Source organism: Telluria sp. AZSoR62, from assembly GCF_058111565.1.
Window position 1 is genome coordinate 205,527 of record NZ_JBYTST010000002.1, and the last position, 21,557, is coordinate 227,083.

The window sequence follows — 21,557 nt, forward strand, 5'->3', positions numbered from 1 at the left end:
GCCGGCGGCGCGCAGCTTTCCCGCCCCACCCTCCCCTTTTAGAACAACGCACCTTGCGGGCTTGTCAGCCGCGCAAAGCTGTCGCCCAAAAACGGCAGGATCGCGTCCGCGATCGGCTCGAGCTGCTTGCTCAGGTAATGCTCGTAGTCGATCGGCGCGCGCCGCAGTTCGATCGGCTCCGGACCGGCGGTCGTCATCACGTAGCGGATCCAGCCGCCGTTGCGGTATTGCGGCGGACGCCCCTGCGCGGTGTGGAAGTCGTCGGCCATGCGCGCCGCGCGCACGTGCGGCGGCACGTTGCGCTCGTAGTCGGCGAGCGGGCGGCGCAGGCGCTTGCGGTAGACCAGCAACGCATCGAGTTCGCCGCGCAGTGTGCGCGCGACATACTCGGCCATCCAGGCTTCGTAGGGCTCGCGCTTGAAGATGCGCAGGTAGAGCTGCTGCTGGAATTCCTGGGCCAGCGGCGACCAGTCCGAGCGTACGCTCTCCAGGCCCCGGTACACCATCGCATCAACGCCGCCGGGGTTCGTCACCAGCCCGGCGTAGCGCTTCTTGCTGCCTTCGTCCGAACCGCGCACGGTCGGCATCAGGAAGCGCCGGTAATGGGTGTCGAATTCGAGTTCGAGCGCGCTGTCGACGCCGTACTCCTGCTGCAGGTGCGCGCGCCACCAGGCATTGACCTGCTCCACCAGGGCGCGCCCGATGCGCTGCGCGTCGTCCTCGCCGTGCGGACCGCCCAGCCACACGAAGGTGGAGTCGGTGTCGCCATAGATGACCTGGTAGCCTTGGCCCTCGATCAGGGCGCGGGTGCGGTGCATGATCTCATGGCCGCGCATCGTGATCGAGGACGCCAGGCGCGGATCGAAGAAGCGGCAGCCGGTGGTGCCGAGCACGCCGTAGAAGGCATTCATGATGATCTTGAGCGACTGCGACAGCGGGCCGTTGCGCTCGCGCTTGGCCGCCTCGCGCCCTTCCCAGACCTCGCTCACGATCCCGGGCAGGCAGTGGCGCGTGCGCGAGAAGCGCCCGCCGCGAAAACCGGGCACGGTGGCGGTTTCGTCCTCCCGCAGGCCGGCCACCAGGCCCACCGGGTCGATCAGGAAGCTGCGGATGATCGAGGGGTACAGGCTTTTATAGTCCAGCACCACCACCGAGTCGTACAGGCCCGAGACCGAATCCATCACGAGGCCGCCCGGGCTGTCGCCGGCCGCCACGTCGCCGATATTCGGCGCGACGAAACCCTGGCGGTGCATCAGCGGCATGTAGCGGTGCTCGAACGCGGCCACCGAACCGCCGCTGCGGTCCACCGCCAGGCCGGTGACGCTGGCGCGCTCGAGCAAAAAGCGCATCAAGTCGGTCTTCTCGAAGATGCGGGTGACCAGCTCGCAGTCCTTCAGGTTGTAGTAGGCCAGCGCCGGCTTGTCCTGGACGAACATGCGGTTGATCTCGTCCATGCGGCTGTAGGGATTGTCGATCGCCTTGCCTTCGCCGAGCAGGGTTTGCGAGACCGATTCCAGGCTGAAGGACGGGAAGCTCCAGGTCGCCGAGCGCAGGGCCTCGATCCCGTCGATCACCAGGCGTCCCGGAATGCAGAAGAAGAAATGCTCGCGGCGCGAATGCTCGCGCGCCTCGACCTCCGCGCCGCCGCGGCCCAGGCGCAGCGGGCGTCCCAGGCGCTCGCAGGCCTTGACCAGCATGCGGAAATCGAACTGGATCACGTTCCAGCCGATGAACGCGTCCGGATCGTGGCGAGCCACCCATGCTTCCAGGCGCTCGAGCAGCTCCAGGCGGCTGGCGCAGTAGTCCAGCGCGAAGTCGCGCGGCACCGTGGCGGCGCCCGGGCCCTGCGTGGGTTCGCCCAGCATGTAGACCTGGCGCTGCCCGCAGCCTTCCAGCCCGATGCAATACAGCTCGCCATGCTGGTTGGTCTCGATGTCGAGCGAGGCCAGGCGCAGCACCGGGCGGTAGGCGCCATCGGGCTTGAGCTGGCCGCCCTCGATGCGCTGCGCGTCGCGCGGATCGGGCGTGCCGTGCACCAGCACGGGCGCGGTGATGAAGCGCTCCATAAGGTAGCGCTCGGGCGGACGGATATCGGCTTCGTAGACGGCGATGCCGTATTCGCGCAGGCGCTTTTCCAGGCGCAGCAGCTGGCGGTACTGGCGGCAGTACAGGCCCACCACCGGCCGATGCTGGAAATCGCACAGCGCCAGCGCGCGCAGCTCCCAGCCGCGTTCAAGGCGCAGCACCTGTTCGGCGGCGGCGCGCTGCTCGAGCGGGAGAAAGGCGACCGAGGTTTGCGGCGGCAGGCAGACCTGGCGCGGTCCCTCGGGCGTAGCCAGCCAGAAGCTGACTGCGGTCCCGGTGTCGAGGTCCTGCCAGTGGCGGGTCAGCAGGAAGCCCTGCAGCGCCGCGGCCCCTGGCTGGTCGGAGGTGTGCATCGCCGTGCGTACCTTATGCGAGGCGCGCCAGTTCCGCTTCGGTAAAGCCCGCCTCGCGCCGCGCATCGAGGTTGAACGGCCCCTTGAGCACCGGGGCCTTGTAGCGCACGGTCAGCTCGTCGTAGGTGGACACGGGTTCCAGCCCGCGCCCTTCGCACAGGTAGAGGTACCAGCGGTTGCCGATCTCGACATGCCCGACCTCGTCGCGCAGCACCACGTCGAGGATGGCGGCGGCGGCACGATCGCCGGCGTGGGCCAGCTTGGTTCGCAGCGGCGGGATGGCATCCAGGCCACGCGCCTCCAGCGTGCGCGGCACCAGCGCCATGCGTGCCAGCACGTCGCCGCGGGTCTTCTCGACCATCTCCCACAGGCTGTCGTGGGCGGCAAAGTCGCCGTAGGCAAAGCCGAGCGTCGCCAGGTGGGCCGACAGCATGGTGAAATGCAGGGCTTCCTCGCTCGCCACGCGCAGCCAGTCGGTGTAGTAATCCTGCGGCATGCCGGGGAAGCGCCACAACGCGTCCAGCGCCAGGTTGACGGCATTGAACTCGATATGGGTCAGCGCATGCACCAGCATCGCGCGCCCTTCGACGGTCGCCATCGAGCGCTGGCCGACCAGGCGCGGCGGCACCAGCTCGGGCCGGGCCGGGCGCCCGGGAACGCCATCCGGGGCAGTCAGCTCTGCCGCAGTGTCCACGCACCAGTCGCCGGTGGCGTGGGCGGCCGCCAAGGCGGCGACGCCGGCGGTCTTGGCGCCCGGGTCGGATTCAAGCAGGAATTGCAGAGCGCAAGCGCGAAGCTCCAGCGGTGGCGCCATGGTGATGCCTTCAGGGGTGGAAACGAAAGCGCCAGTATACCAAAGCGGCCGGCCTGCCGAAATCAGGCGCCGTCGCAACACTCTACCCTTTGCGGATTGTGGCCGGGCAGCCAAGCTTGCTACTATTGGTTGCTGCGGATGCGATCGTCCGCTCCCCCACACCGCGAAGGAAGCACGCCATGTTCTCCCGCAACGACCTGCATTCCCGCCTTGCCCTTGCCGCCTGCGCCCTGGCGGCCGAACTGCTCCACCTGGGCTGGGAGCTCACCCATGGCGGGGTGCTGTCGCACCACCTGTTGAACCAGCCCGACATGCCGGCGATCTCCAACTGGTGGGGCTTGCTGGTGGTGCCGCTGCTGGTGTGGTTCCTGGTGGGCCGGATCCAGCGCCGCGGCGCCACCCTGGTGCAGGCCGGTAGCCGCGAGCGTTTCCGCACGCTGGCGCTGGGCCGCTTCATCGCCGCCCTGCTGTGGGGCGCGGCCCTGGCGCTGGCCTTTGCCTGGGGCCACCCGGCCGTCGGCGTCCTGTTCTTCAGCGCCTTCGCCGCCGGCCTGGTCTTCCACGTTTACCGCGCGGAATACGTGCTCGGTTTCGTACTGGGCCTGACCTTCACGTTCGGGGCGGTGCTGCCGGTGCTGATCGCTTCCGTCATCGCGGGCTGGTCCTTCCTGGTGCACCTGATGATCGGCGCCTTGCTGCGGTTGGGGCGCGGCAACCGGGCTAGAGGCGCCGGCCTGCCTTGAACCGCCTGCTGCTCACATCTGCCGGAACAGGTGCGCATACACCGGGCTGACGCGCGGCTTCTCCGGCCGCTGGCGCAGGGTGAGCATCACCTTGCCCATGGCGTCGCGCCCGGCGCTGGCAACGCAGGCCAGGTTCACCACGGTGCTGCGGTTGACCTGGCGAAAGCGCGCCGGGTCGAGCTGGGGCAGCAGCTCGCGCAGCGGCACCCGGATCAGGGCTTCGCTGTCGGCAGTCGCCACGTTCACATACTTGTCGGTGGCCTGGAAGAACACGACGTCGGCCACCGGGATCATGCGCACCGTGCTGCCCACGGCCGCGCGCACGAAGTCCAGACGCTCGGGGGCGGCGCTGGCCGGCACCAGCGACTGCAGTTTGGCGACCAGCTGCGCCAGCGGGTCGTCCGCTTCCATGGCGCCCGGCGGCCGGCTCGCCAGCAGCCCCTGCAGCCGTTCGACCGTGCGCGCCAGCCGGGTGTCGTTGACCGGCTTGAGCACGTAGTCGGCCGCGGCCTGCTCGAAGGCCTGCACCGCGTAGTCGTCGTAGGCCGTGACGAACACCACGTGCGGGAACGGCGCCGGTCCTTCCCAGCGCTCGGCCAGTTCCTCGGCCGCCTCGATCCCGGTCTGGCCAGGCATCTTGATGTCCAGGAACAGCAGGTCGGGCCGCAGCGCGAGCGCCTGCTCCACCGCCGCCACGCCGTTGGGCGCGGTCGCCACGATCTCCAGTTCGGGCCACAGGCGCTGCAGGCTGCGCGCCAGCGTGGCGGCGAGGATCGGTTCGTCTTCTGCAATCAGGGCGCGGATGCTCATGGGGTCTCCAGGGGAAGTGTCAGGCGCACGCGCATGCCTTGCGGCTCGCCGGGCGCCAACAGGATGGATGCGCGCTCGCCATACAGCACGCGCAGGCGCTCGCGGGTGGTGGACACGCCGACCCCGCCGCCGCTGGCCGCGCGCGGCGCGGGATCGAGGCCCAGGCCGGTGTCGGCCACGCAGATCTCGAGCATGCCGTCTTTCGCCTGGGCCGAGATCGTCACCTGGCCGCCCTCGATCTTCGGCTCCAGGCCGTGCACGATCGCGTTCTCGACCAGCGGCTGCAGCAGCATCGGCGGCATGCTGGCGGCGCGCAGCGCGGGCGGCAGTTCGAGCCGATAGGCCAGGCGCTCGCCCATGCGCACGCCCATCAGGCCGAGGTAGGCTTCCATCGCGGCGAATTCCTCGCCCAGCGTGGTGCGCTCGGCGCGCGAGGCGCCCAGGGTGGCGCGCAGGTACTGGATCAGCTGGTCGAGCATGGTGTTGGCGCGCTCCGGGTCGAGCGCGATCAGGCCCTGCAGGTTGGCCAGGGTGTTGAACAGCATGTGCGGCTCGATCTGGGCCTGCAGCAGCCGCAATTGCGCCTGCAGGGCCTGGCGCTCGATGGTCTCGGCGCGCAGCCTGGCGTCGCGGTGCTCCTGTTCGATGCGGTGCAGGCGCTCGCGCTGCACTTCCAGGAAGGTGCCGGCGCACAGCACCAGGAAGGTCAGGCCGATCATGCTCACCCGCGGCAGCGACGGGTAGTCCTCCAGGCTGGGCACATCGTGCCCGAGCAGCGCGGCGCCCAGGTGCATGCCCGAGAAATGGGCGATCGGCGCGGCCACCGCGGCCACCAGCAGCAGCGGCAGCCACTGGCGCGGGTGGGCGCCCGGGTCGGTCCATACGAACAGGCGGGCGGCGTCGACCACCGCATAGCCCAGCACCGCGATGAAGCCGGAATACACCAGCTGCTCGTAGAGCTTCTCGGGCTTGCCCACTACCAGGGTGATCACCAGCGCCACGACGGCGCTCATGACGAAGGCCAGGCGCAGGTCGCCCAGCAGCCGGCGCAAGGTGGCGCCGAGGGATGGCGCAGGGGACAAAGGTTGGACCAGGCTGCTCATGCGGTTCGCTGTATCTCGTTGCAAAGGTGGTGGCATTTTGCCCAGCCGCTGCCGCCCGGGCAAGCCGGCTGCGATGAACTCGCGTTTCCGCACCGTGAACCGGCTGTTCAATAAACCGAAAATGCTATGGGCTCCTTGACATTGCATAAGGCTGGTGTAATTTGAGGCCCTTTCCTGTAGGATAATGCCTTTGCTTGGTAAGCGCCCAGCTCCTTCCGAAGAACCAGTGGAAGCAGTTTTCCACCTGCCGGCGCCGCCTACCCTGCTGCCCTTACACCCGAAACAGAATGATGGAACCGGCCCGGCCGGAGTCCCTCCTTGGAGCTTATGGAGCGTTCCCTGCAATCGCACGGTGCTGCCCTCAGCCGCGCCGCGTGCGCGTGCATGGCTGTGGTACTGATGGTGGCCGCCGCGGAAACCGTGCGCTGGACGCGCGGCGCACGCGCCGCCGCCGCGCCGGCCCCTGCCCAGGCCATCGTGCCGGGCCAGGCCGTCCTGTCCGAACTGTCCCGCTCCCTGGTGCCGATGCCGCGCAATACGCCCTCGGCCCACGCCAGCGCGCTGGCCACGCTGCCCGGGGACCGCATGGTGACCTTCTGGTGGGCCGGCAGCCGCGAGAGCGGACCGGACGTCAAGGTCTACGCCTCGCGCTGGGATGGCGACGGCTGGAGCGCGCCGTGGGAAGTGGCCAGCCGCGCCACGCTCGGCCAGGCCCTCGGCTTCGGGGTGCGCCGGGTCGGCAATCCGGTCGCCTGGACCAGCCGCGACGGCAAGATCCACCTCTACGTGGTCGCCACCGGCCTGGGCGGCTGGGCCGCGTCGCGCGTGGTGCACCTGGTGTCAAGCACGCAGGGCGCCAGCTTCGAGGTGCGGCGCGTGCTGCCGATGTCGCCCCTGTTCAACACCAGCGTGCTGGTGCGCACCTCGGCGGTCGGCCTGAGCAACGGCGGCTGGTGGCTGCCGGTGTACTTCGAGCTGGGGATCAAGTACCCGATGCTGATGTCCTTCGATGCAGAAGGCGAGCCCACCGGCCTGGGCCGCATCGGCGCGCGCACCACCACGCTGCAGCCGGCCATCGTGCCGGTCTCCGGCAACGAGGTTCGGGCCTGGATGCGCGACGCCAGCGACGAGCGCCGCATCCAGCACGCGCTGAGCCGCGACGGCGGCGCCAGCTGGCAGGACCTGCCGGCGCTCGACCTGCACAACGAAAACACGTCGATGGCCACGCTGCGCCTGGCCAACGGAGAATTCCTGATGCTGCACAACGACCTGGTAGCAGGCGGCTCCTCGCGCAGCACGCTGCGCCTGTCGCTCTCGAAAGACGGCCACGCCTGGCGCAAGGTGGCCGACGTGGCCAGTGGCCGCGCCGGCGACGAGTTTTCCTATCCGACCATGCAGCTGGTCGGCAGCGAACTGCACCTGACCTACACCCACCAGCGCCAGGCCATCGCCCATCACCGCTACCGGATCAGCATAGGAGGGACGATCTGATGGTCCTGCCCGAACTGTCTTCGCAATTCGTCTACGCGCGCCTGGCCTGGGCGCTGTTGCTGGCCTGCGTGGTGGCCGGCGCCTGGCCGGCTGCCTGGCGCCCATCGCGCCGCATGCTCGCGGCCATCTTCGGGGCCGCGGTCGCGCTGATGGCCCTGCCCGGCGAAGCCTCGCCCGCCTGGCATCTGGGCCTGGCCTTCCAGTATCCGAGCGGCCTGCTGGTGGGGCTGTGCCTGGTCAAGCTGCATGCGCGCTGGACCGGCGCCCCGGCGGCGCCCCTGATGCCCTTGCCGGCCGCCGCCGTCCTGGCCGTGGTCGGCGCCGTCCTTTACCTCGATGCCGCCGGCCTGCTCGCGGGCGGCTATTACTATGCCGGCTTCGGCGCCGTTGCCGCGCCGGTGCTGGCGCTGCTGCTGGCGGGAGGCTGCGCCCTGGCCATCGTGCGCGGGCGCGCCCGCCCGCAAGCCTGCGCCCTGCTCGCCGCCGTGCTGCTGTTTTCGCTGGCGCGCCTGCCGACCGGGAACCTGTGGGACGCCCTGCTCGACCCGCTGCTGTGGATCTGGGCGCTGGGCGCGCTCGGCGCCGGCGCCGGTCGCGCGCTGCGCCGCCTGGCTGCGCGCAAGGCCCCGGGCGCGGTGGACGCCGGCGCCCGTTCGGCGCCCGCCGCCGCGCGCGCCAGGCATTGAACCGTTTTTACCAATGAAGGAGTAGTGTGTGGCAAACAGGAAGTGGCTTACTCATCCGGCAATCGCCACCGGGATTGCGATCAATGTGTTCGTGCTGGCGCTGGCCATCTTCTGGTCGGGCGACACCACGGCGCTATGGCGCCTGCTGGGCGAAGACGGGATCGTCGAATGGATGCAGTTCCTCTGCTTTACGGTGATCGCCGGCCTGCTCGGCTTTGCCTTCATGGAGCGCCTCAAGGCGCCCAAGCGTTCCACCCTCGAACTGCTGGCGCTTGGCGGCCTGTCCGCCCTGTGCGCGCTGGCCGCGCTCGAGGAAATCAGCTGGTTCCAGCGCATCCTGAACGTGCAGTCCTCGGAATTTTTCGTGGCGAACAACCGCCAGGGCGAAACCAACCTGCACAACCTGGCGGTGGGCAGCGGCAGCCTGCACAAGAACGTGCTGCTCAAGCTGATCTTCATCGCCGGCATTACCCACAACCTGATCCTGCCGCTGGTGGCGCGCGTCAAGCCGGGCGTCCAGCGCTGGGTCGAGTCGCTCGGCCTGTACCTGCCGCCGCTGTCGGCCTCGATCGTCTACCTGGTGCTGGTGGCGCTGTCGCACCTCTTGATCGAGCACCCGCGCAAGGGCGAGCTGGGCGAGATGTTCGGCGCGGTGCACTACCTGGCCACCGTCTTCGCCGCCTATTTCGCCGGCGTGGCCTATGCGCGAGCGCCGATCTTCGAGAACGCACGCGATGCGCGCCGCATGTCGGCCCTGTTCGCGCTGTCGATGGCCTTCCTGCTGCTGGTGGGCTGGCTGCTCAGCGCCGGCGCCGGGGCTGTCGGCGCGCCCGGCGGCTGATTCGCCGTAGCAGCCCCGCCCTGCCCCTCATTCACCAGGACCCGCCATGACCGCCATTGCCTCACCGCTGCCGCAGGCCGGCGCCGGGGGACCTTCCCTGCTCGGGCGCCTGACCCGGCGCGCCGGTCCGTATGCCACCCTGCTGCAGATGGTGCTGCTGGGGCTGCTGCTCCTGTCGCTATCGCGCGTAGCGCTGGTGTGCTGGCAGTGGCCGCGCGTGGCCGGCACCGGCGCCGCGGCCAGCGTGCTGGCGCAGGGCGTACGCGCCGACCTGGTGCTGCTCGGCTACTGGCTGCTGCCGCCGCTGCTGCTGGCGCCCCTGCTGGCGCTGCCGCGGCGCTTCGCGCCCCACGCCATGCGCTGGTGGCGCCCGTTCACGGTGGCCTGGGCGGCGCTGGCACTGCTGCTGATCGTCTTCCTGGAGCTGGCATCGCCCCAGTTCATCATGCAGTACGACGTGCGCCCCAACCGCCTGTTCATCGAATACCTCGGGCACCCGAAGGAAGTCATGGCGACGCTGTGGAACGGTTTTCGCACCGTGCTCCTGCTGGGGGTGGCCGCCACCGTCGCGCTGGGCCTGGCCCTGGTGCGGCTGCTGCAGGCCGCTTCGCGCGACACGGTGGCCTGGCCCGCGAAGAAGCTGCTGCTCAGCTGGCCGCTGGTGGTGCTGGTCGTGGCCATGCAGGTGCGCTCGACCACGGCGCATCGCCCGGCCAACCCGGCGCTGTTCGCGATCACCCAGGACGCGCTGGTCAATTCGCTGGTCATCAATTCGTCGTGGTCGGTGCTCGATGCGATGCTGTCGCTGCGCAAGGAAGCGCGCTCGTCCGAGATCTACGGCAAGTTCCCGCATGCCGAGGTGTTCGCGCAGGTGAAGGCAGCGCCCTGGCTGGCCGGCTACCGCTACACCCATCCGGACCTGCCGACCCTGCACCACCAGCCGGCTGCGGTGGCGCGTGCGCGCCCGCTGAACCTGGTGATCGTGCTCGAGGAAAGCCTGGGCGCGACCTTTGTCGAGTCGCTCGGCGGCCTGCCGGTCACGCCGGAACTGGAAAAGCTCAGGCACGAAGGCTGGTGGTTCGAGCAGCTGTATGCGACCGGCACCCGCTCGGTGCGCGGCATCGAGGCGGTGGTGGCCGGTTATGCGCCGACGCCGGCGCGCAGCGTGGTCAAGCTCTCGCTGGCCCAGCGCAATTTCTATACGCTGGCCGAAGGCCTGGGCCGCCAGGGCTACCACACCGAATTCGTCTACGGCGGCGAAGCCCACTTCGACAACATGCGCAGCTTCTTCACCGGGAACGGCTTCCAGAACATCGTCGACCGCGACCAGATGCAGCCGAAGTTCGAGGGCAGCTGGGGCGCTTCCGACGAAGACCTGTTCGACAAATCGCTCGAGCGGCTCAAGCACCTGCACGCGCAGGGCAAGCCTTTCTTCAGCCTGATCTTTTCCTCGTCCAACCACGAGCCCTTCCAGTTCCCGGACGGGAAAATCACCCTGCACGAGCAACCGAAGCAGACCGTCAACAATGCGGTGAAGTATGCCGACTACGCGCTGGGCAAGTTCATCCGCGAAGCAAGGCGCCAGGACTACTGGAAGGACACGGTGTTCCTGATCGTGGCCGATCACGACAACCGCGTGTACGGCAACAGCCTGGTGCCGATCAAGAAATTCCACATCCCGGGCCTGATCCTGGGCGCCGACATCAAGCCGGAGCGCATCCAGACCATCGCCAGCCAGATCGACCTGGCGCCGACCTTGCTGTCGCTGCTGGGCGTGTCGAGCGAGCACCCGATGATCGGCCGCGACCTGGCGCGCGAGCGTAGCGCACCGGGCCGCGCGCTGATCCAGTTCGAGAATTATTTCGCCTGGCTGGATGACGCGGGCGCCACCGTGCTGCGCCCCGGGCAGAGCCCGCTGCGCGGCAGCTACGATGCGGCCAGCGGCCGCTTCGGCGTGCTGCCCGGCGCACCCGACGAGGCGCACGTAAAAAAAGCGATGGCCCATGTGATGGCGCCATCGCTGATGTACCGCGAGCAGCTCTACCGCCTTGCGCGGTAAAGCCGCCTTGCTGCTTCAGAAGCCGTAGTTGGCGCGCAGGTAGATGTAGCGTCCCGAACGGCCGAACGGCGCGTAGTTGGCGAACGGCGTGTTGCCCGTGGTGTTCAGCGCCGGCGGCTGGGTCTCCGGATACTGGTCGAACACGTTGTCCGCGCCCAGTGCCAGGCTCAGTTTCGGCGTCACCGCGAAGCGCCCTTCCAGGTCGACCACGGTCTTGGAGCCCATCTCGAAGTCCAGCGCCGCGGTGGTGCCAGGCGAGAGCACCTTGCCGTAGCGGGTGGCGCGGAAGGTTGCGCCCCACTGGCCCAGCTTCCAGTTGACGTTGGCGCTGATCTTGCTCGAGGGCTGGCCTTTTTCCAGCGACAGCACGTTCAGGCGGTCGAACAGCACCGGCGCCGGCGCCGGCAGCGAGGCCAGCTGGGCCGTGACCGGGGTCTTGGTAACCTTGGTGTCGGTGAAGTTACCTGCGACCGTGAAATCGAGCTTGCCCGCGCCGTCCAGCGACATCGGCCAGCTCACCACCACGTCCACGCCCTTGGTCGTGGTATCCACGCCATTGATGAAGAAGCGTCCGCCGCCCACGCCGATGAAGCCCTGCTGCGCGATGTAGTTGCGCACGTTGGTCTGGGTCAGGTTCTCGGACAGGATGATGCGGTCTTCGATATCGATGCGGTAGGCGTCGATGGTGATGGAAAATGGATCGAAGCGCAACACCGCGCCGAGCGAGGCATTCACCGATTTCTCCGCTTCCAGCGGCTTAGCGCCGAGGGCCACGGCCACCGGATCGCTCGGCTTGAAGGTGGTGATCTCGAAGGGCACGCCGTTGATGAAGTTGGTCGAGGTGGCGGTGAAGTTCTGCTGCTGCGGCGACGGCGCGCGGAAGCCGTTCTGCACGGCGCCGCGCAGGGCGAAGGCCTTGGAAAAATCGTAGCGCGCCGAGAACTTGCCGGCCAGGCTGTTGCCGAAGTCGGAATAGCGCTCGCCGCGCAGGGCGACCGAGGCCAGCAGCTCGGGCGTGACGTTCGCTTCCAGGTCGACGAACGCGCCGATGGCGTTGCGGTGGGCGTCGACTTCGTTGGCCGGACGGAAGCCCGGGAAGACTTGCGCGCCCGGCGCGGCCGGGGTGCCGTTCGGAAGCACCACGCCGCCGTAGCGGTAGGAGTCCGGCTCGCCGGCGAACAGCTCATAGCCTTCGCGCCGCGCTTCCATGCCCACCGCCACGTTCAGCGGCGAGGTGAAGGCGGCCACCGGCACGCTGCGCACGCCGGTCAGGTTCGCCACCAGCTGGTCGTAGGCGTAGCCGCCGGCGTAGAACTCGGTCTTGCTGGTCGGGCCGATCGACCGGTTCAGCGTGTTCTGGATGTCGTAGGTCATCTTGTTCCTGCCGAAGCCGAGCGAGGCATCCATGTCCCAGTCGCCCAGGGTCCAGGTGACGCCGCCGGTGGCCGACAGGTCGGTCACGGTCGGCGCGATGATCGGCAGGAAGCCGTTCGGGTAGATCGACAGGATGTTGCGCGCGTCCTGGGCCGGGCGGAAGAAGCCGCCCGAACGGGCGTCGCGGTCCTGGTAGCTCGCCCAGCCATAGACCTTGACGCCGCCGCCCAGGTTCATGCCGGCGTTGGCGAACACGGTCGCCTGCTCCATCTCCGGGTCGCCATACCAGGCGTTGAAGCGGTTGATGGTGTTCTCGCGCGGATCGAATGCGCCGTTCACCAGCGGGTATTGCTGGCGCATGTCGTAGCCGCTGCGCTCGGTGCGCTTCTGGTCGCGGTACTCGGCGGCGATGGTGAGATAACCGTCTTCGCCCAGGGCCAGGCCCTTCCACAGGCTGACCGTGGTGGTCTCGCCGTCGCTGCGCTTGCGCTTGTCCGGCGCGGTCCAGGTGCCGCCGGCCGGGGCCGGGCTGTTCCACAGTTCGTATTCGGTTTCGCGCTGGCCGTAGGTGACGCTGGCTTCGCCGCCCGTGCGGTTGGTGCGCAGGCGCAGGTTGACCACGCCGGAAATCGCGTCCGAGCCGTATTGGGCGGCGGCGCCGTCGCGCAGCACCTCGACGCTTTGCACGATCGCAGTCGGGATGGTGTTCATGTCCACCGCCGCCGAGCCGCGGCCGATCGAGCCGTTGACATTGACCAGCGACGAAGCATGGCGGCGCTTGGAATTGACCAGCACCAGGGTCTGGTCGGGGGCCATGCCGCGCAGGGTGGCCGGACGGATCGTGTCGGTGCCGTCGGTGATGGCCGGTTTCGGGAAATTCAGCGAAGGCAGCGCCATCGACAGGGCCTGGTTCATCTCGGTGCTGCCGACGTTCTTGAGGGAGTCGGCGGAAATGATGTCGACCGGGGCCGCGGTGTCGAGCGCCGTGCGGTTGGCCACCCGGGTGCCGGTGACCACCACGGTGGCGGCGGGAGCTGCGGCGGGGTCGGTCGCCGCGGCGTCCTGTGCGTAGGAGACGCCGGAGAACAGCGAAGCAATGGCCAGGGCAAGGACCGTCTTTTCCGTTACGTGTTTCTGCATCTTGGATTTCCTCTTGTTGTTGGAGCGCGCCAGACTGGGATGAAACGCAACAGGCGCCATCTGATACTGCTGGGCAAGCGTAAAGATGTCAATTCGCAAAAGTTCGGATGGGTATATTTACAACAAACAGGGCACGTCAGGCCCATGTAAGGCTTCGCGGGCCTTGCCTGCTACACTTTTCGCTTCCCTACTTCGCTGCTGCGCCATGACAGATCTCCTTTTCCCCGGCTGCCAGGCTTTCCGGGTCACGACCGACGACGGCGTGGACATCGCCGGTTCGATCGGCGGCTCCGGGCCGCCGCTCCTGCTGCTGCACGGCCATCCGCAAACCCACGCCATCTGGCACAAGGTGGCGCCGAAGCTGTGCGAGCACTTCACGGTCGTCGCCTGCGACCTGCGCGGCTACGGCGACTCGTCCAAGCCCGCGGGCGCGCCGGACCACGCGAACTACAGCAAGCGCGCTATGGCCGCCGACATGCTGGCGGTGATGCGCCACCATGGCTTCAGCCGCCTTCGCGTGATGGCGCACGACCGCGGCGCGCGCGTGGCGCACCGCCTCATGGCCGACCATCCCGACGCCGTGGAACGCGCGGTGCTGCTGGACATCGCGCCGACCCTGGCGATGTACGAGCAGACCACCGAGGCCTTTGCGCGCGCTTACTGGCACTGGTTCTTCCTGATCCAGCCCGCGCCCCTGCCGGAGCGGCTGATCGAGGCCGATCCCGGCGCGTACCTGCGCGACGTGATCGGCCGGCGCAGCGCGGGCCTGGCGCCTTTTGAGCCACGTGCGCTCGACGAATATCGCCGCTGTTTGAGCCTGCCGGGCACCGCCCACGGCATCTGCGAGGATTACCGCGCCAGCGCCGGCATCGACCTGGAACACGACCGGCTTGACCGCGAGGCCGGGCGCAGGCTCGCGCTGCCGCTGCTGGTGCTGTGGGGCGAACAGGGCGTCGTGCACCGCTGCTTCGACCCGCTGCAGGAGTGGCGCAAGGTGGCCGACAAGGTCGAGGGGGAGGCGCTGCCTTGTGGGCACTACATCCCGGAAGAAGCACCGGGCGCACTGCTCGCACGCGCGCTGCCCTTCCTGCTGGCATGAGGCTGCGCTGTGAGAACCCGAGGAGGTTCGTTCTCCTGAAACCGGGTTCGTGCGAGACGCGCCGCAAGCCGTCAGCGCGGAAGACAGGGTGAAGACCGTGGTGATTCCTTATGATTTCGAGGGCATGGTCGACATCGACGGCAAATAAGGCGCTCGCAGGCACGCCTGTTTCTATCAGGGTTTTGTGCCTTGGCCAGAGCCTTTCAACACAGGACCACCACCGCGTTCAGCCGCGCGCCACGCGCGAAGACGCTTGCCTATAATCGGTCGCCGCGGGCCCTGCTGCGCGTGTTCCGGCCCGCTGTCGATGCTGTACGCAGTGCATTGAACGCGCGCCAGGAAAGTTCCCTCACCAGGATTGATCGGCACCATGGATCGCACCGAGGCGGAGCAGTTTGCATCGACCGACACCGGCAAGGGGCCGCGCCGTTTGCTGGGCGTGCGCCAGGCGATCGCGCTCATCGTCGGCGTCGTGATCGGCGCCGGCATCTTCAAGTCGCCCTCCATCGTCGCCGGCCTGAGCGGCAGCGCCGACTGGATGTTCGGCATGTGGATCCTGGGCGGGCTGATCTCGCTGGTGGGCGCGCTCTGTTATGCCGAGCTGACCACGGCCTATCCGCATCCGGGCGGCGACTACCATTTCCTGCACCGCGCGTTCGGGCGCTCGACCGCCTTCCTGTTCGGCTGGGCGCGCTTCGCGGTGATCACCACCGGCTCGATCGCCCTGCTCGCCTTCGTGTTCGGCGACTACATGCAGCAGGCCGTGCCGCTCACGGCGCTGCCCGGCGGCTGGGGCGCGCCCGCCTATGCCTGCGCCGTCATCTTCGTGCTCTCGATGGTCAACTTGCAGGGCCTGCGCTTCGGCGCCGGCACCCAGATGTGGCTGACCCTGGCCGAGATCGGCGGACTGGTGCTCCTGACCCTGGCCGCCGCCTTCTTCACCGACCCGGCGCCGAGCGCGGTGGCGCCGCTGGCCGCGACCGTGCCGGTGTCCTTCGGCATGGCCATGGTCTTCGTGCTGCTCACCTATGGCGGCTGGAACGAGGCGGCCTATATCAGCGCCGAGCTCAAGGGCGGCGCCGCCAGCATGGTGCGGGCGCTGACGCTGTCCATCCTGATCATTACCGTGCTCTACCTGATGGTGACCTGGGCCTGCCTGCAGGCGCTCGGCATGCAGGGCATGGCCAGGTCCGAGGCGCTGGCCGCCGACGTCATGGGCCAGGCCTTCGGGGCGCCGGGCGAGAAAGTCATTTCGCTGCTGGTCGCGATCTCGGCCCTGACCTCGATCAATGCCACCATGATCGTCGGCGCGCGCACCGGCTACGCGATGGGCTGCGACTGGGGCCGCCTGGCGCGCCTGGGCCAGTGGGACGGCGAGCGCGGCACGCCGGCCGTCGCGATGGCGATCCAGTGCGGCGCCGCGCTCCTGCTGGTGGGCCTGGGGGTGGCCTTCGGCAGCGGCTTCAAGGCCATGGTGGAGTTCACGGCGCCCGTGTTCTGGCTGTTCTTCCTGCTCAGCGGCATGTCGCTGTTCGTGTTGCGGCTTCGCGAGCCCGATTTGCCGCGCCCGTTCCGGGTGCCGCTCTACCCCCTGCTGCCCCTACTGTTCTGCGCCAGCTGCGCCTGGATGCTCTGGTCCAGCCTGTCGTACGTCACCAGCCAGTCGCTTGGCGGGCTCAACGCGGCCTGGATCGGCGTGCTGGTGCTCGCCAGCGGCAGCCTGCTGCTGCTCTTCCTGGACCGCAAGGAACCGATTGCCCGACCCTGACCAACGAGGAGAATGCGATGACTACCGATGCACGCCGCCGTACCCTGCTGCTGTCCGCCGCGACCACGGCCGGCCTGTCCCTGCTGCCGGCAAGCGCGCCGCTGGCGCAAGACCTGGCCGAGCCGACGCACCTGGACGTGCCCTACGTGCCCACGCCCCAGGAAGTGGTCGACCGCATGCTGGAGCTGGCGCGGGTGGGCAAGAACGACGTGCTCTACGACCTCGGCTGCGGCGACGGGCGCATCGTCGTCACCGCCGCCAAGCAGCGCGGGGCGCGCGGCACCGGCATCGACCTCAATCCGGTGCGCATCGCCGAGGCCAGGGAAAACGCGAAGGCGGCCGGCGTGGCCAACCGCGCGACCTTCAAGGTGGGCGACCTGTTCGAGACCGACGTCTCGGCGGCCACCGTGGTGACGCTTTACCTGCTGCCCTCGGTGAACGTGAAGTTGCGCCCGCGCCTGTGGGAGCAGCTCAAGGTCGGCACCCGCGTGGTATCGCACGCCTTCGACATGGGGCCGGGATGGCCGCCGGAGAAGAAGGTGGATGTCGGTGGCCGCACCATCTACTACTGGACGATCACGCAGGCCAACAAGCGCGAAGCGAAAGCCTGAGCGCACGGCGTCGGCGGGGCGCGGCGAAGCGCCACGGCCTTCTGGCGACCTCGACCGCGCCTGCCTGGACGCGTGCAAAGAAAATTTGCACAACCGCCTGCCCATGCACAGGAAATTTGCACATTTGGTAACGCAGCCGAATGTGCTTCCAGGCCGGCAAGGCAGCCGTTGCCGGTGCACCCTCCAATTTGTCATTCCATAATGACCACCCAGCATGTAAGCTAGGGGCTTCCAGCGCGCCCCCGGCAATGCCACGGCACACCCCACGCCCCGTCGCGCCCGGCCGGCCACAAGCCGGATCGTCTCCTGCGCAATGGCTCCTGATCTGATACCGTAGCAAGGGCGCCAGCGCTGGACCCAGCAATGCCCGCCGCCCGCCGCGACCACGCTGCCTGGCCGGCGCACGGGAAACCCCTCCGTGCCGGGGAGACGCTTCTTCTTTAACTTATTTGGCGATTGACATGACCCCTTCGACAGACACTGATACCGGTCACCCCCTCGACATGATCATCTTCGGCGGCGTGGGCGATTTGGCGATGAGGAAGTTGCTTCCTGCGCTCTACATGGCCCACATGCACGGCAACCTGCCGGCCGCGACCCGCATCATCTCGACCGGGCGCCAGGACTTCGACCGCGCCGCCTACCTGGCCCAGGTCCAGGAGCAGTCGCGCCCCTTCATCGCCAGCGACAACTTCAAGGACAAGGCCTGGGACGGCTTCCTGCAGCTGCTCGATTACGTCCGCCTCGACGTCCAGGCCGCCCCCGACTTCGGGGCGCTGGCCGGCGCCGCCACCGCTGGCGCCCAGCGCGTGTTCTACCTGTCCACCGCGCCGGCGCTGTTCACCACCATCTGCGACAAACTGGCCCAGGCCGGCCTGGTCGACGACAAGGCGCGCGTGGTGCTGGAAAAGCCGCTCGGGCACGACCTGGCCTCGGCCATCGAGATCAACGAAGCGGTCGGCAAGCATTTCGCCGAATCGCAGATCTACCGCATCGACCACTACCTGGGCAAGGAAACGGTGCAGAACCTGATGGTGCTGCGCTTCGGCAATTCCATCCTGGAACCGCTGTGGCGCGCGCCGAACATCTCGAGCGTGCAGATCACGGTGGCCGAGGAAGTGGGCGTGGGCAGCCGCGCCGGCTTCTACGACGGCACCGGCGCCATGCGCGACATGGTGCAGAACCACTTGCTGCAACTGCTGTGCATCGTCGCCATGGAGCCGCCCACCTCGCTCTCGCCGGACGCCGTGCGCGACGAAAAACTGAAGGTGCTGCGCTCGCTGCGCCGGCTCAAGCTGGCCGACATCGCGCGCGACACCGTGCGCGGCCAATACGCCCACGGCGTCAGCGGCAACAAGGAAGTGCGGGGCTACCACGAAGAGTCGAATGTGCCGCCGGACAGCAAGACCGAGACCTTCGTGGCCCTGCGCGCCCACATCGATACCTGGCGCTGGTCCAAGGTGCCCTTCTACCTGCGCACCGGCAAGCGCATGCAGCGCCGCTCCTCCAAGATCGTGGTCGAGTTCGCCAATCCGCCCTTCCCGCTGTTCCCGGACATGCCGGGCGGCGTCGCCAACCGCCTCGTCATCGAACTGCAGCCGGAAGAAGCGATCAAGCTGCAGATCATGGCCAAGCAGCCCGGCAGCGGCATGCAGATGCAGCAGGTGGCCCTGAACCTCGACCTGCAGTCGGCCTTCCAGCAGCGCCGCGCCGAAGCCTACGAGCGCCTGCTGATCGACGTCGTGCGCGGGCGCCTGACCCATTTCATGCGGCGCGACGAGCTGGAAGCGGCCTGGGCCTGGGCCGACCCGATCATCGAAGGCTGGACTACCCTGGGCGAAAAGCCGCATGCCTACCCGGCCGGCTCCTGGGGCCCGGCCGAATCCTTCGCCCTGCTGGCGCGCGACGGCTTTGCTTGGGTGGAATAATCCCTGGTCTCGATTCCGACGCCCCCGTTCGCGGGGGCTTATTTGTTTTACGCCGGGCGCGGCGGCCGCTGGCGGAAGATCCACAGGTACAGCAGCGCGTTCATCAACAGCACCCCGCCGGCCAGCCCGAACTGCATTGCGCGGGTGAGCTCGCCCGGATAGATCAGCGGCAGCAAATAATGCTCGACGAAGCCGCCGCTGTAGCCGGCTCCGCCGGCACGCGCGCGCAGCCAGATCTCCGCGTGGGTCAGCGGGCAGACGCCGCCGAGCACCTCGATGCCGACGCCCCAGGCCGCGGCCGCCAGGTGGACGGGCAGCAAGCGCCGCCGGCGCGCCACCAGCAGCGCGCCGAATACGACGAACAGGATAAAGCCCAGATGCAACAGCAGTACGGCATCTGCGAGCAAGCGATAGGCCACGGTCGGTACCCGATATAAGACGTGGGCTCCCAGTGTAGCGCCGCGGCCTGAAATACGCCAAGCGCCCCACCGGGGCCGATGCCAACTCCCGGTAGAATGCCGGCATGACCCGACCTTCCCTTCACCCGACAGGCCCGATGGGCACCACCGATCTTCCCTTCCGCGCCACCATCCTCGAGGCCTGCAGCTGGCTTGCCGCGCAGACCGGCTCGCCCTGGACCCTGGCGCTTCTGCTCGAGCACGAGCTCACGCCTTATGTCTGGCTCGACTACGACGCGGCCCATCCGGAACTGTTCGGCGAGGCCAACGGCGGCTATCTCGCGCCGATCTTCGTCGCAGAGGATATCGCCCGCCTGGCGGGCGGCAGCGAGGACGTCCTGATCACGACGACCAAGGATGCCTACAAGATCGTCGCGCGCCTGCCCGCGCCCGGATTCACGCGCCGGCTCGACGAGCTGCGCTTCCAGAAGAAAGACCTGGAGCGGCTGGCTGGAAAGCTCAAGCACGCGGCCCAGCCGGCGCCGCCAAGCGCCCCTCCCGCCGCAAAAGAGTCGCAGCTCGGCATCGCCAAGGCGGAAGTGCTGGAAGCCTTCGGCGCCGTCGTCCGGCTCGATCTAGGCAAGGCGCTGGACGAGGCGATCGGCATCTTCGGCGACGACGGCGCGCGCGTCAAAGCCAGCGCCAAAAAATCCAAGCGCTATGCGGTGTGGAACCCGGTGACCCTGGCGCTCGGGCTGCACGAGGCCTATCGCGTGCCGCTCGGCCCCCTCAGGCGCGCCTTCAAGACCCACGACTTCCTGCTCGATTGGGACGCCAACTGGGAGCGCTCTCTCCAGCTGCTCGGCAAGTGAAGCGGTCGGATCAGCGCGCCAGCAGGCGCCGCAGCTGCGCCGCCTGGTAGGCGCCGAAGGTCGCGCTGAACAGGCAGCGGATCAGGGGGTCGTCGACCACGTCGGCCTCGGCCAGCGCCGTCTCGGTGTCGGGATCGAACACCGTGTCGTTGATGCGCATGTACATCGAGGTGAGCGACTCCCCGTTTTCCAGCGCCGCATACAGTTTGGCGGCCGGGATCCCGGTGGTCCAGCCCAGCGGGCCGGCATCCTCGCCGACCGGCACGGCGCCCTGGGCATCCAGCCGGTAGCGCACGTGCGTCACCTCGCCCGCGCTGCCATACAAGGTCAGCTGCCAGATGCGCGGCGCGTCGAAGTAATCCGACGATGCCTCGACGTCGCCGTATTTCTCCAACATGCCGTGATGGCAGTAATCCATTACGCGCGCATGCTCGGCTTCGCTCAGGGCCGGAAAATGACGCGCGATCTGCGCCGTGGAGGGTGGCGCGGCATGGCCTTCGTACACGTAGTCGACATCCTGCTCGCCCACCGGCAGCACCCAGGGCAAGGGCGCGGCCGGCTGCAGGGAGGCGGCATCGAGCCGCACCGAGACCGAAGGGTTCAGGCGCACCACCTGCGCGTCCGGCAGGGCGGCGCCGACCTCGCGTGCGAACTGCGCGTAGGTGATCGGAAAAAAGGCGCGGTTGTACCAGGACCACGGTTCGAGCCGGAACTGGCAGGAGCTGGGCACGACATAGCGCGGCTTCAAGGCCCGCAGCTGGCCGATCCAGTGCTCCGGCAGCGTGGGCGGGGCGGCCGCCGCGCGCGAGGGCGCCAGCACCTCGAGCTCGCGCATGGTCTGGAACGGCCACAGCACCATGTCCCACGGCCCCTCGCGCACCAGCTTGGCCAGCGTGGCGTCGTCGATCCATGAATCGACCACGTTGAGCACATTCATCCCGGCCGCCATCACCTGGAACATCGAGTCCACGTCCGCATCCATGGCTTCGCGCGGCACCACTTCGAAGGGCCCGACATGCTCCGGCACGTTCAGGGTCAGCGAGTTCACGTCGGTAAAGCCCAGCAGGCGCACCATCTCGAACAGCTCGTCGAAAATGCAGTAGATGAACAGCGGCGTGGCCCGGTCGAGCAGGTCGAGGCTCTCGAGCGAGCAGTGGTCGTCGTGGAAATGCGAGATGAAGACCGCGTCGAAGCGCTGGGCGCGGATGGCGTCGCGGTCGAAGCGCACGTCCGGGAAGGCGTGGCAGTTATGGCTGAAGGGGTTTTCGAAAACGGGATCGAAGGCGATGCGCACGCCTTCGCATTCGAACAGGTAGCCTGCATGCAGGATCCTCGATATCACCAGTCCTTCATTCGCCATGATCGCCTCCGTGTCAGGCCGC

At 68.3% G+C, this 21,557-nt stretch carries 17 protein-coding genes; 10 read left to right on the forward strand and 7 right to left on the reverse strand.

What is annotated here, in order from left to right; translation table 11 throughout:
- Positions 1-38 precede the first annotated feature (38 nt).
- Together AC3XQU_RS04305 and AC3XQU_RS04310 are read right to left on the reverse strand one after the other, a co-directional pair.
- Positions 39-2,438, reverse strand: a complete 2,400-nt coding sequence (locus AC3XQU_RS04305) for a DNA polymerase II (RefSeq protein ID WP_489872906.1) — start codon at positions 2,436-2,438, stop codon at positions 39-41.
- Between the two features lie 13 nt (positions 2,439-2,451).
- The gene (locus AC3XQU_RS04310) at positions 2,452-3,252 is read right to left on the reverse strand and encodes a ferritin-like domain-containing protein (RefSeq protein WP_489872907.1); all 801 of its coding nucleotides are present in this window, start codon (positions 3,250-3,252) and stop codon (positions 2,452-2,454) included.
- A gap of 179 nt (positions 3,253-3,431) precedes the next feature.
- Between AC3XQU_RS04310 and AC3XQU_RS04315 the strand changes: the two genes are divergently transcribed.
- On the forward strand, positions 3,432-3,995 hold the full coding sequence (locus tag AC3XQU_RS04315) for a hypothetical protein (RefSeq protein WP_489872908.1): 564 nt from the start codon (positions 3,432-3,434) through the stop codon (positions 3,993-3,995).
- Between the two features lie 12 nt (positions 3,996-4,007).
- Here AC3XQU_RS04315 and AC3XQU_RS04320 read toward each other — a convergent pair whose 3' ends face one another.
- Both AC3XQU_RS04320 and AC3XQU_RS04325 read right to left on the reverse strand, forming a co-directional pair.
- Positions 4,008-4,805, reverse strand: a complete 798-nt coding sequence (locus AC3XQU_RS04320) for a LytR/AlgR family response regulator transcription factor (protein ID WP_489872909.1) — start codon at positions 4,803-4,805, stop codon at positions 4,008-4,010.
- A complete protein-coding gene (locus AC3XQU_RS04325; protein ID WP_489872910.1) occupies positions 4,802-5,908 on the reverse strand; it encodes a sensor histidine kinase in 1,107 nt (368 codons plus the stop codon). The genes AC3XQU_RS04320 and AC3XQU_RS04325 overlap by 4 nt, the downstream gene beginning before the upstream one ends.
- 384 nt (positions 5,909-6,292) lie before the next feature.
- On the opposite strand from AC3XQU_RS04325, the gene AC3XQU_RS04330 reads away from it, so the two are divergent.
- Genes AC3XQU_RS04330 through AC3XQU_RS04345 form a run of 4 tightly spaced genes read left to right on the forward strand, consistent with a single transcriptional unit; the run spans position 6,293 to position 10,985 of the window.
- Entirely contained in the window at positions 6,293-7,399 is a 1,107-nt protein-coding gene (locus tag AC3XQU_RS04330) for an exo-alpha-sialidase (RefSeq protein WP_489872911.1), read from the forward strand.
- A complete protein-coding gene (locus tag AC3XQU_RS04335) occupies positions 7,399-8,085 on the forward strand; it encodes a hypothetical protein (RefSeq protein WP_489872912.1) in 687 nt (228 codons plus the stop codon). The genes AC3XQU_RS04330 and AC3XQU_RS04335 overlap by 1 nt, the downstream gene beginning before the upstream one ends.
- A gap of 28 nt (positions 8,086-8,113) precedes the next feature.
- Positions 8,114-8,926, forward strand: coding sequence for a hypothetical protein (locus tag AC3XQU_RS04340; protein WP_489872913.1), 813 nt, complete (start codon positions 8,114-8,116; stop codon positions 8,924-8,926).
- A 46-nt stretch (positions 8,927-8,972) separates the two neighbouring features.
- Complete coding sequence (locus AC3XQU_RS04345; protein ID WP_489872914.1) at positions 8,973-10,985, forward strand: LTA synthase family protein; 2,013 nt, start codon at positions 8,973-8,975, stop codon at positions 10,983-10,985.
- A gap of 15 nt (positions 10,986-11,000) precedes the next feature.
- On the opposite strand, the gene AC3XQU_RS04350 is transcribed toward AC3XQU_RS04345, so the two are convergent.
- Positions 11,001-13,499: a TonB-dependent receptor plug domain-containing protein gene (locus AC3XQU_RS04350; RefSeq protein WP_489872915.1), complete on the reverse strand. Its 2,499-nt coding sequence runs from the start codon at positions 13,497-13,499 to the stop codon at positions 11,001-11,003.
- A 205-nt stretch (positions 13,500-13,704) separates the two neighbouring features.
- Here AC3XQU_RS04350 and AC3XQU_RS04355 point away from each other — a divergent pair, with 205 nt between their 5' ends.
- The 4 genes from AC3XQU_RS04355 to zwf all read left to right on the forward strand — a co-directional run bounded on the left by AC3XQU_RS04355 (position 13,705) and on the right by zwf (position 18,905).
- Positions 13,705-14,598: an alpha/beta fold hydrolase gene (locus AC3XQU_RS04355; RefSeq protein WP_489872916.1), complete on the forward strand. Its 894-nt coding sequence runs from the start codon at positions 13,705-13,707 to the stop codon at positions 14,596-14,598.
- Positions 14,599-14,968: 370 nt separating this feature from the next.
- Positions 14,969-16,366 carry an APC family permease gene (locus tag AC3XQU_RS04360; protein ID WP_489872917.1) on the forward strand — a complete coding sequence of 466 codons (1,398 nt, stop codon included), beginning with the start codon at positions 14,969-14,971 and terminating at the stop codon, positions 16,364-16,366.
- Positions 16,367-16,383: 17 nt separating this feature from the next.
- The gene (locus tag AC3XQU_RS04365) at positions 16,384-16,977 is read left to right on the forward strand and encodes an SAM-dependent methyltransferase (RefSeq protein ID WP_489872918.1); all 594 of its coding nucleotides are present in this window, start codon (positions 16,384-16,386) and stop codon (positions 16,975-16,977) included.
- 461 nt (positions 16,978-17,438) lie between these two features.
- Positions 17,439-18,905, forward strand: coding sequence for a glucose-6-phosphate dehydrogenase (gene zwf, locus AC3XQU_RS04370; RefSeq protein WP_489872919.1), 1,467 nt, complete (start codon positions 17,439-17,441; stop codon positions 18,903-18,905).
- 47 nt (positions 18,906-18,952) lie between these two features.
- Here zwf and AC3XQU_RS04375 read toward each other — a convergent pair whose 3' ends face one another.
- A complete protein-coding gene (locus AC3XQU_RS04375) occupies positions 18,953-19,312 on the reverse strand; it encodes a DUF2784 domain-containing protein (protein WP_489872920.1) in 360 nt (119 codons plus the stop codon).
- Between the two features lie 116 nt (positions 19,313-19,428).
- Here AC3XQU_RS04375 and AC3XQU_RS04380 point away from each other — a divergent pair, with 116 nt between their 5' ends.
- Complete coding sequence (locus tag AC3XQU_RS04380) at positions 19,429-20,175, forward strand: hypothetical protein (protein WP_489872921.1); 747 nt, start codon at positions 19,429-19,431, stop codon at positions 20,173-20,175.
- 10 nt (positions 20,176-20,185) lie between these two features.
- On the opposite strand, the gene AC3XQU_RS04385 is transcribed toward AC3XQU_RS04380, so the two are convergent.
- A complete protein-coding gene (locus AC3XQU_RS04385) occupies positions 20,186-21,535 on the reverse strand; it encodes an MBL fold metallo-hydrolase (RefSeq protein WP_489872922.1) in 1,350 nt (449 codons plus the stop codon).
- Positions 21,536-21,557: the final 22 nt, after the last annotated feature.

Coding starts and splice junctions, on each gene's coding strand:
- AC3XQU_RS04305 (WP_489872906.1), bottom strand. CDS start 2,438: ATGCACACCTCCGACCAGCCAGGGGCCGCGGCGCTGCAGGGCTTCCTG.
- AC3XQU_RS04310 (WP_489872907.1), bottom strand. CDS start 3,252: ATGGCGCCACCGCTGGAGCTTCGCGCTTGCGCTCTGCAATTCCTGCTT.
- AC3XQU_RS04315 (WP_489872908.1), top strand. CDS start 3,432: ATGTTCTCCCGCAACGACCTGCATTCCCGCCTTGCCCTTGCCGCCTGC.
- AC3XQU_RS04320 (WP_489872909.1), bottom strand. CDS start 4,805: ATGAGCATCCGCGCCCTGATTGCAGAAGACGAACCGATCCTCGCCGCC.
- AC3XQU_RS04325 (WP_489872910.1), bottom strand. CDS start 5,908: ATGAGCAGCCTGGTCCAACCTTTGTCCCCTGCGCCATCCCTCGGCGCC.
- AC3XQU_RS04330 (WP_489872911.1), top strand. CDS start 6,293: ATGGCTGTGGTACTGATGGTGGCCGCCGCGGAAACCGTGCGCTGGACG.
- AC3XQU_RS04335 (WP_489872912.1), top strand. CDS start 7,399: ATGGTCCTGCCCGAACTGTCTTCGCAATTCGTCTACGCGCGCCTGGCC.
- AC3XQU_RS04345 (WP_489872914.1), top strand. CDS start 8,973: ATGACCGCCATTGCCTCACCGCTGCCGCAGGCCGGCGCCGGGGGACCT.
- AC3XQU_RS04350 (WP_489872915.1), bottom strand. CDS start 13,499: ATGCAGAAACACGTAACGGAAAAGACGGTCCTTGCCCTGGCCATTGCT.
- AC3XQU_RS04355 (WP_489872916.1), top strand. CDS start 13,705: ATGACAGATCTCCTTTTCCCCGGCTGCCAGGCTTTCCGGGTCACGACC.
- AC3XQU_RS04360 (WP_489872917.1), top strand. CDS start 14,969: ATGGATCGCACCGAGGCGGAGCAGTTTGCATCGACCGACACCGGCAAG.
- AC3XQU_RS04365 (WP_489872918.1), top strand. CDS start 16,384: ATGACTACCGATGCACGCCGCCGTACCCTGCTGCTGTCCGCCGCGACC.
- zwf (WP_489872919.1), top strand. CDS start 17,439: ATGACCCCTTCGACAGACACTGATACCGGTCACCCCCTCGACATGATC.
- AC3XQU_RS04380 (WP_489872921.1), top strand. CDS start 19,429: ATGACCCGACCTTCCCTTCACCCGACAGGCCCGATGGGCACCACCGAT.
- AC3XQU_RS04385 (WP_489872922.1), bottom strand. CDS start 21,535: ATGGCGAATGAAGGACTGGTGATATCGAGGATCCTGCATGCAGGCTAC.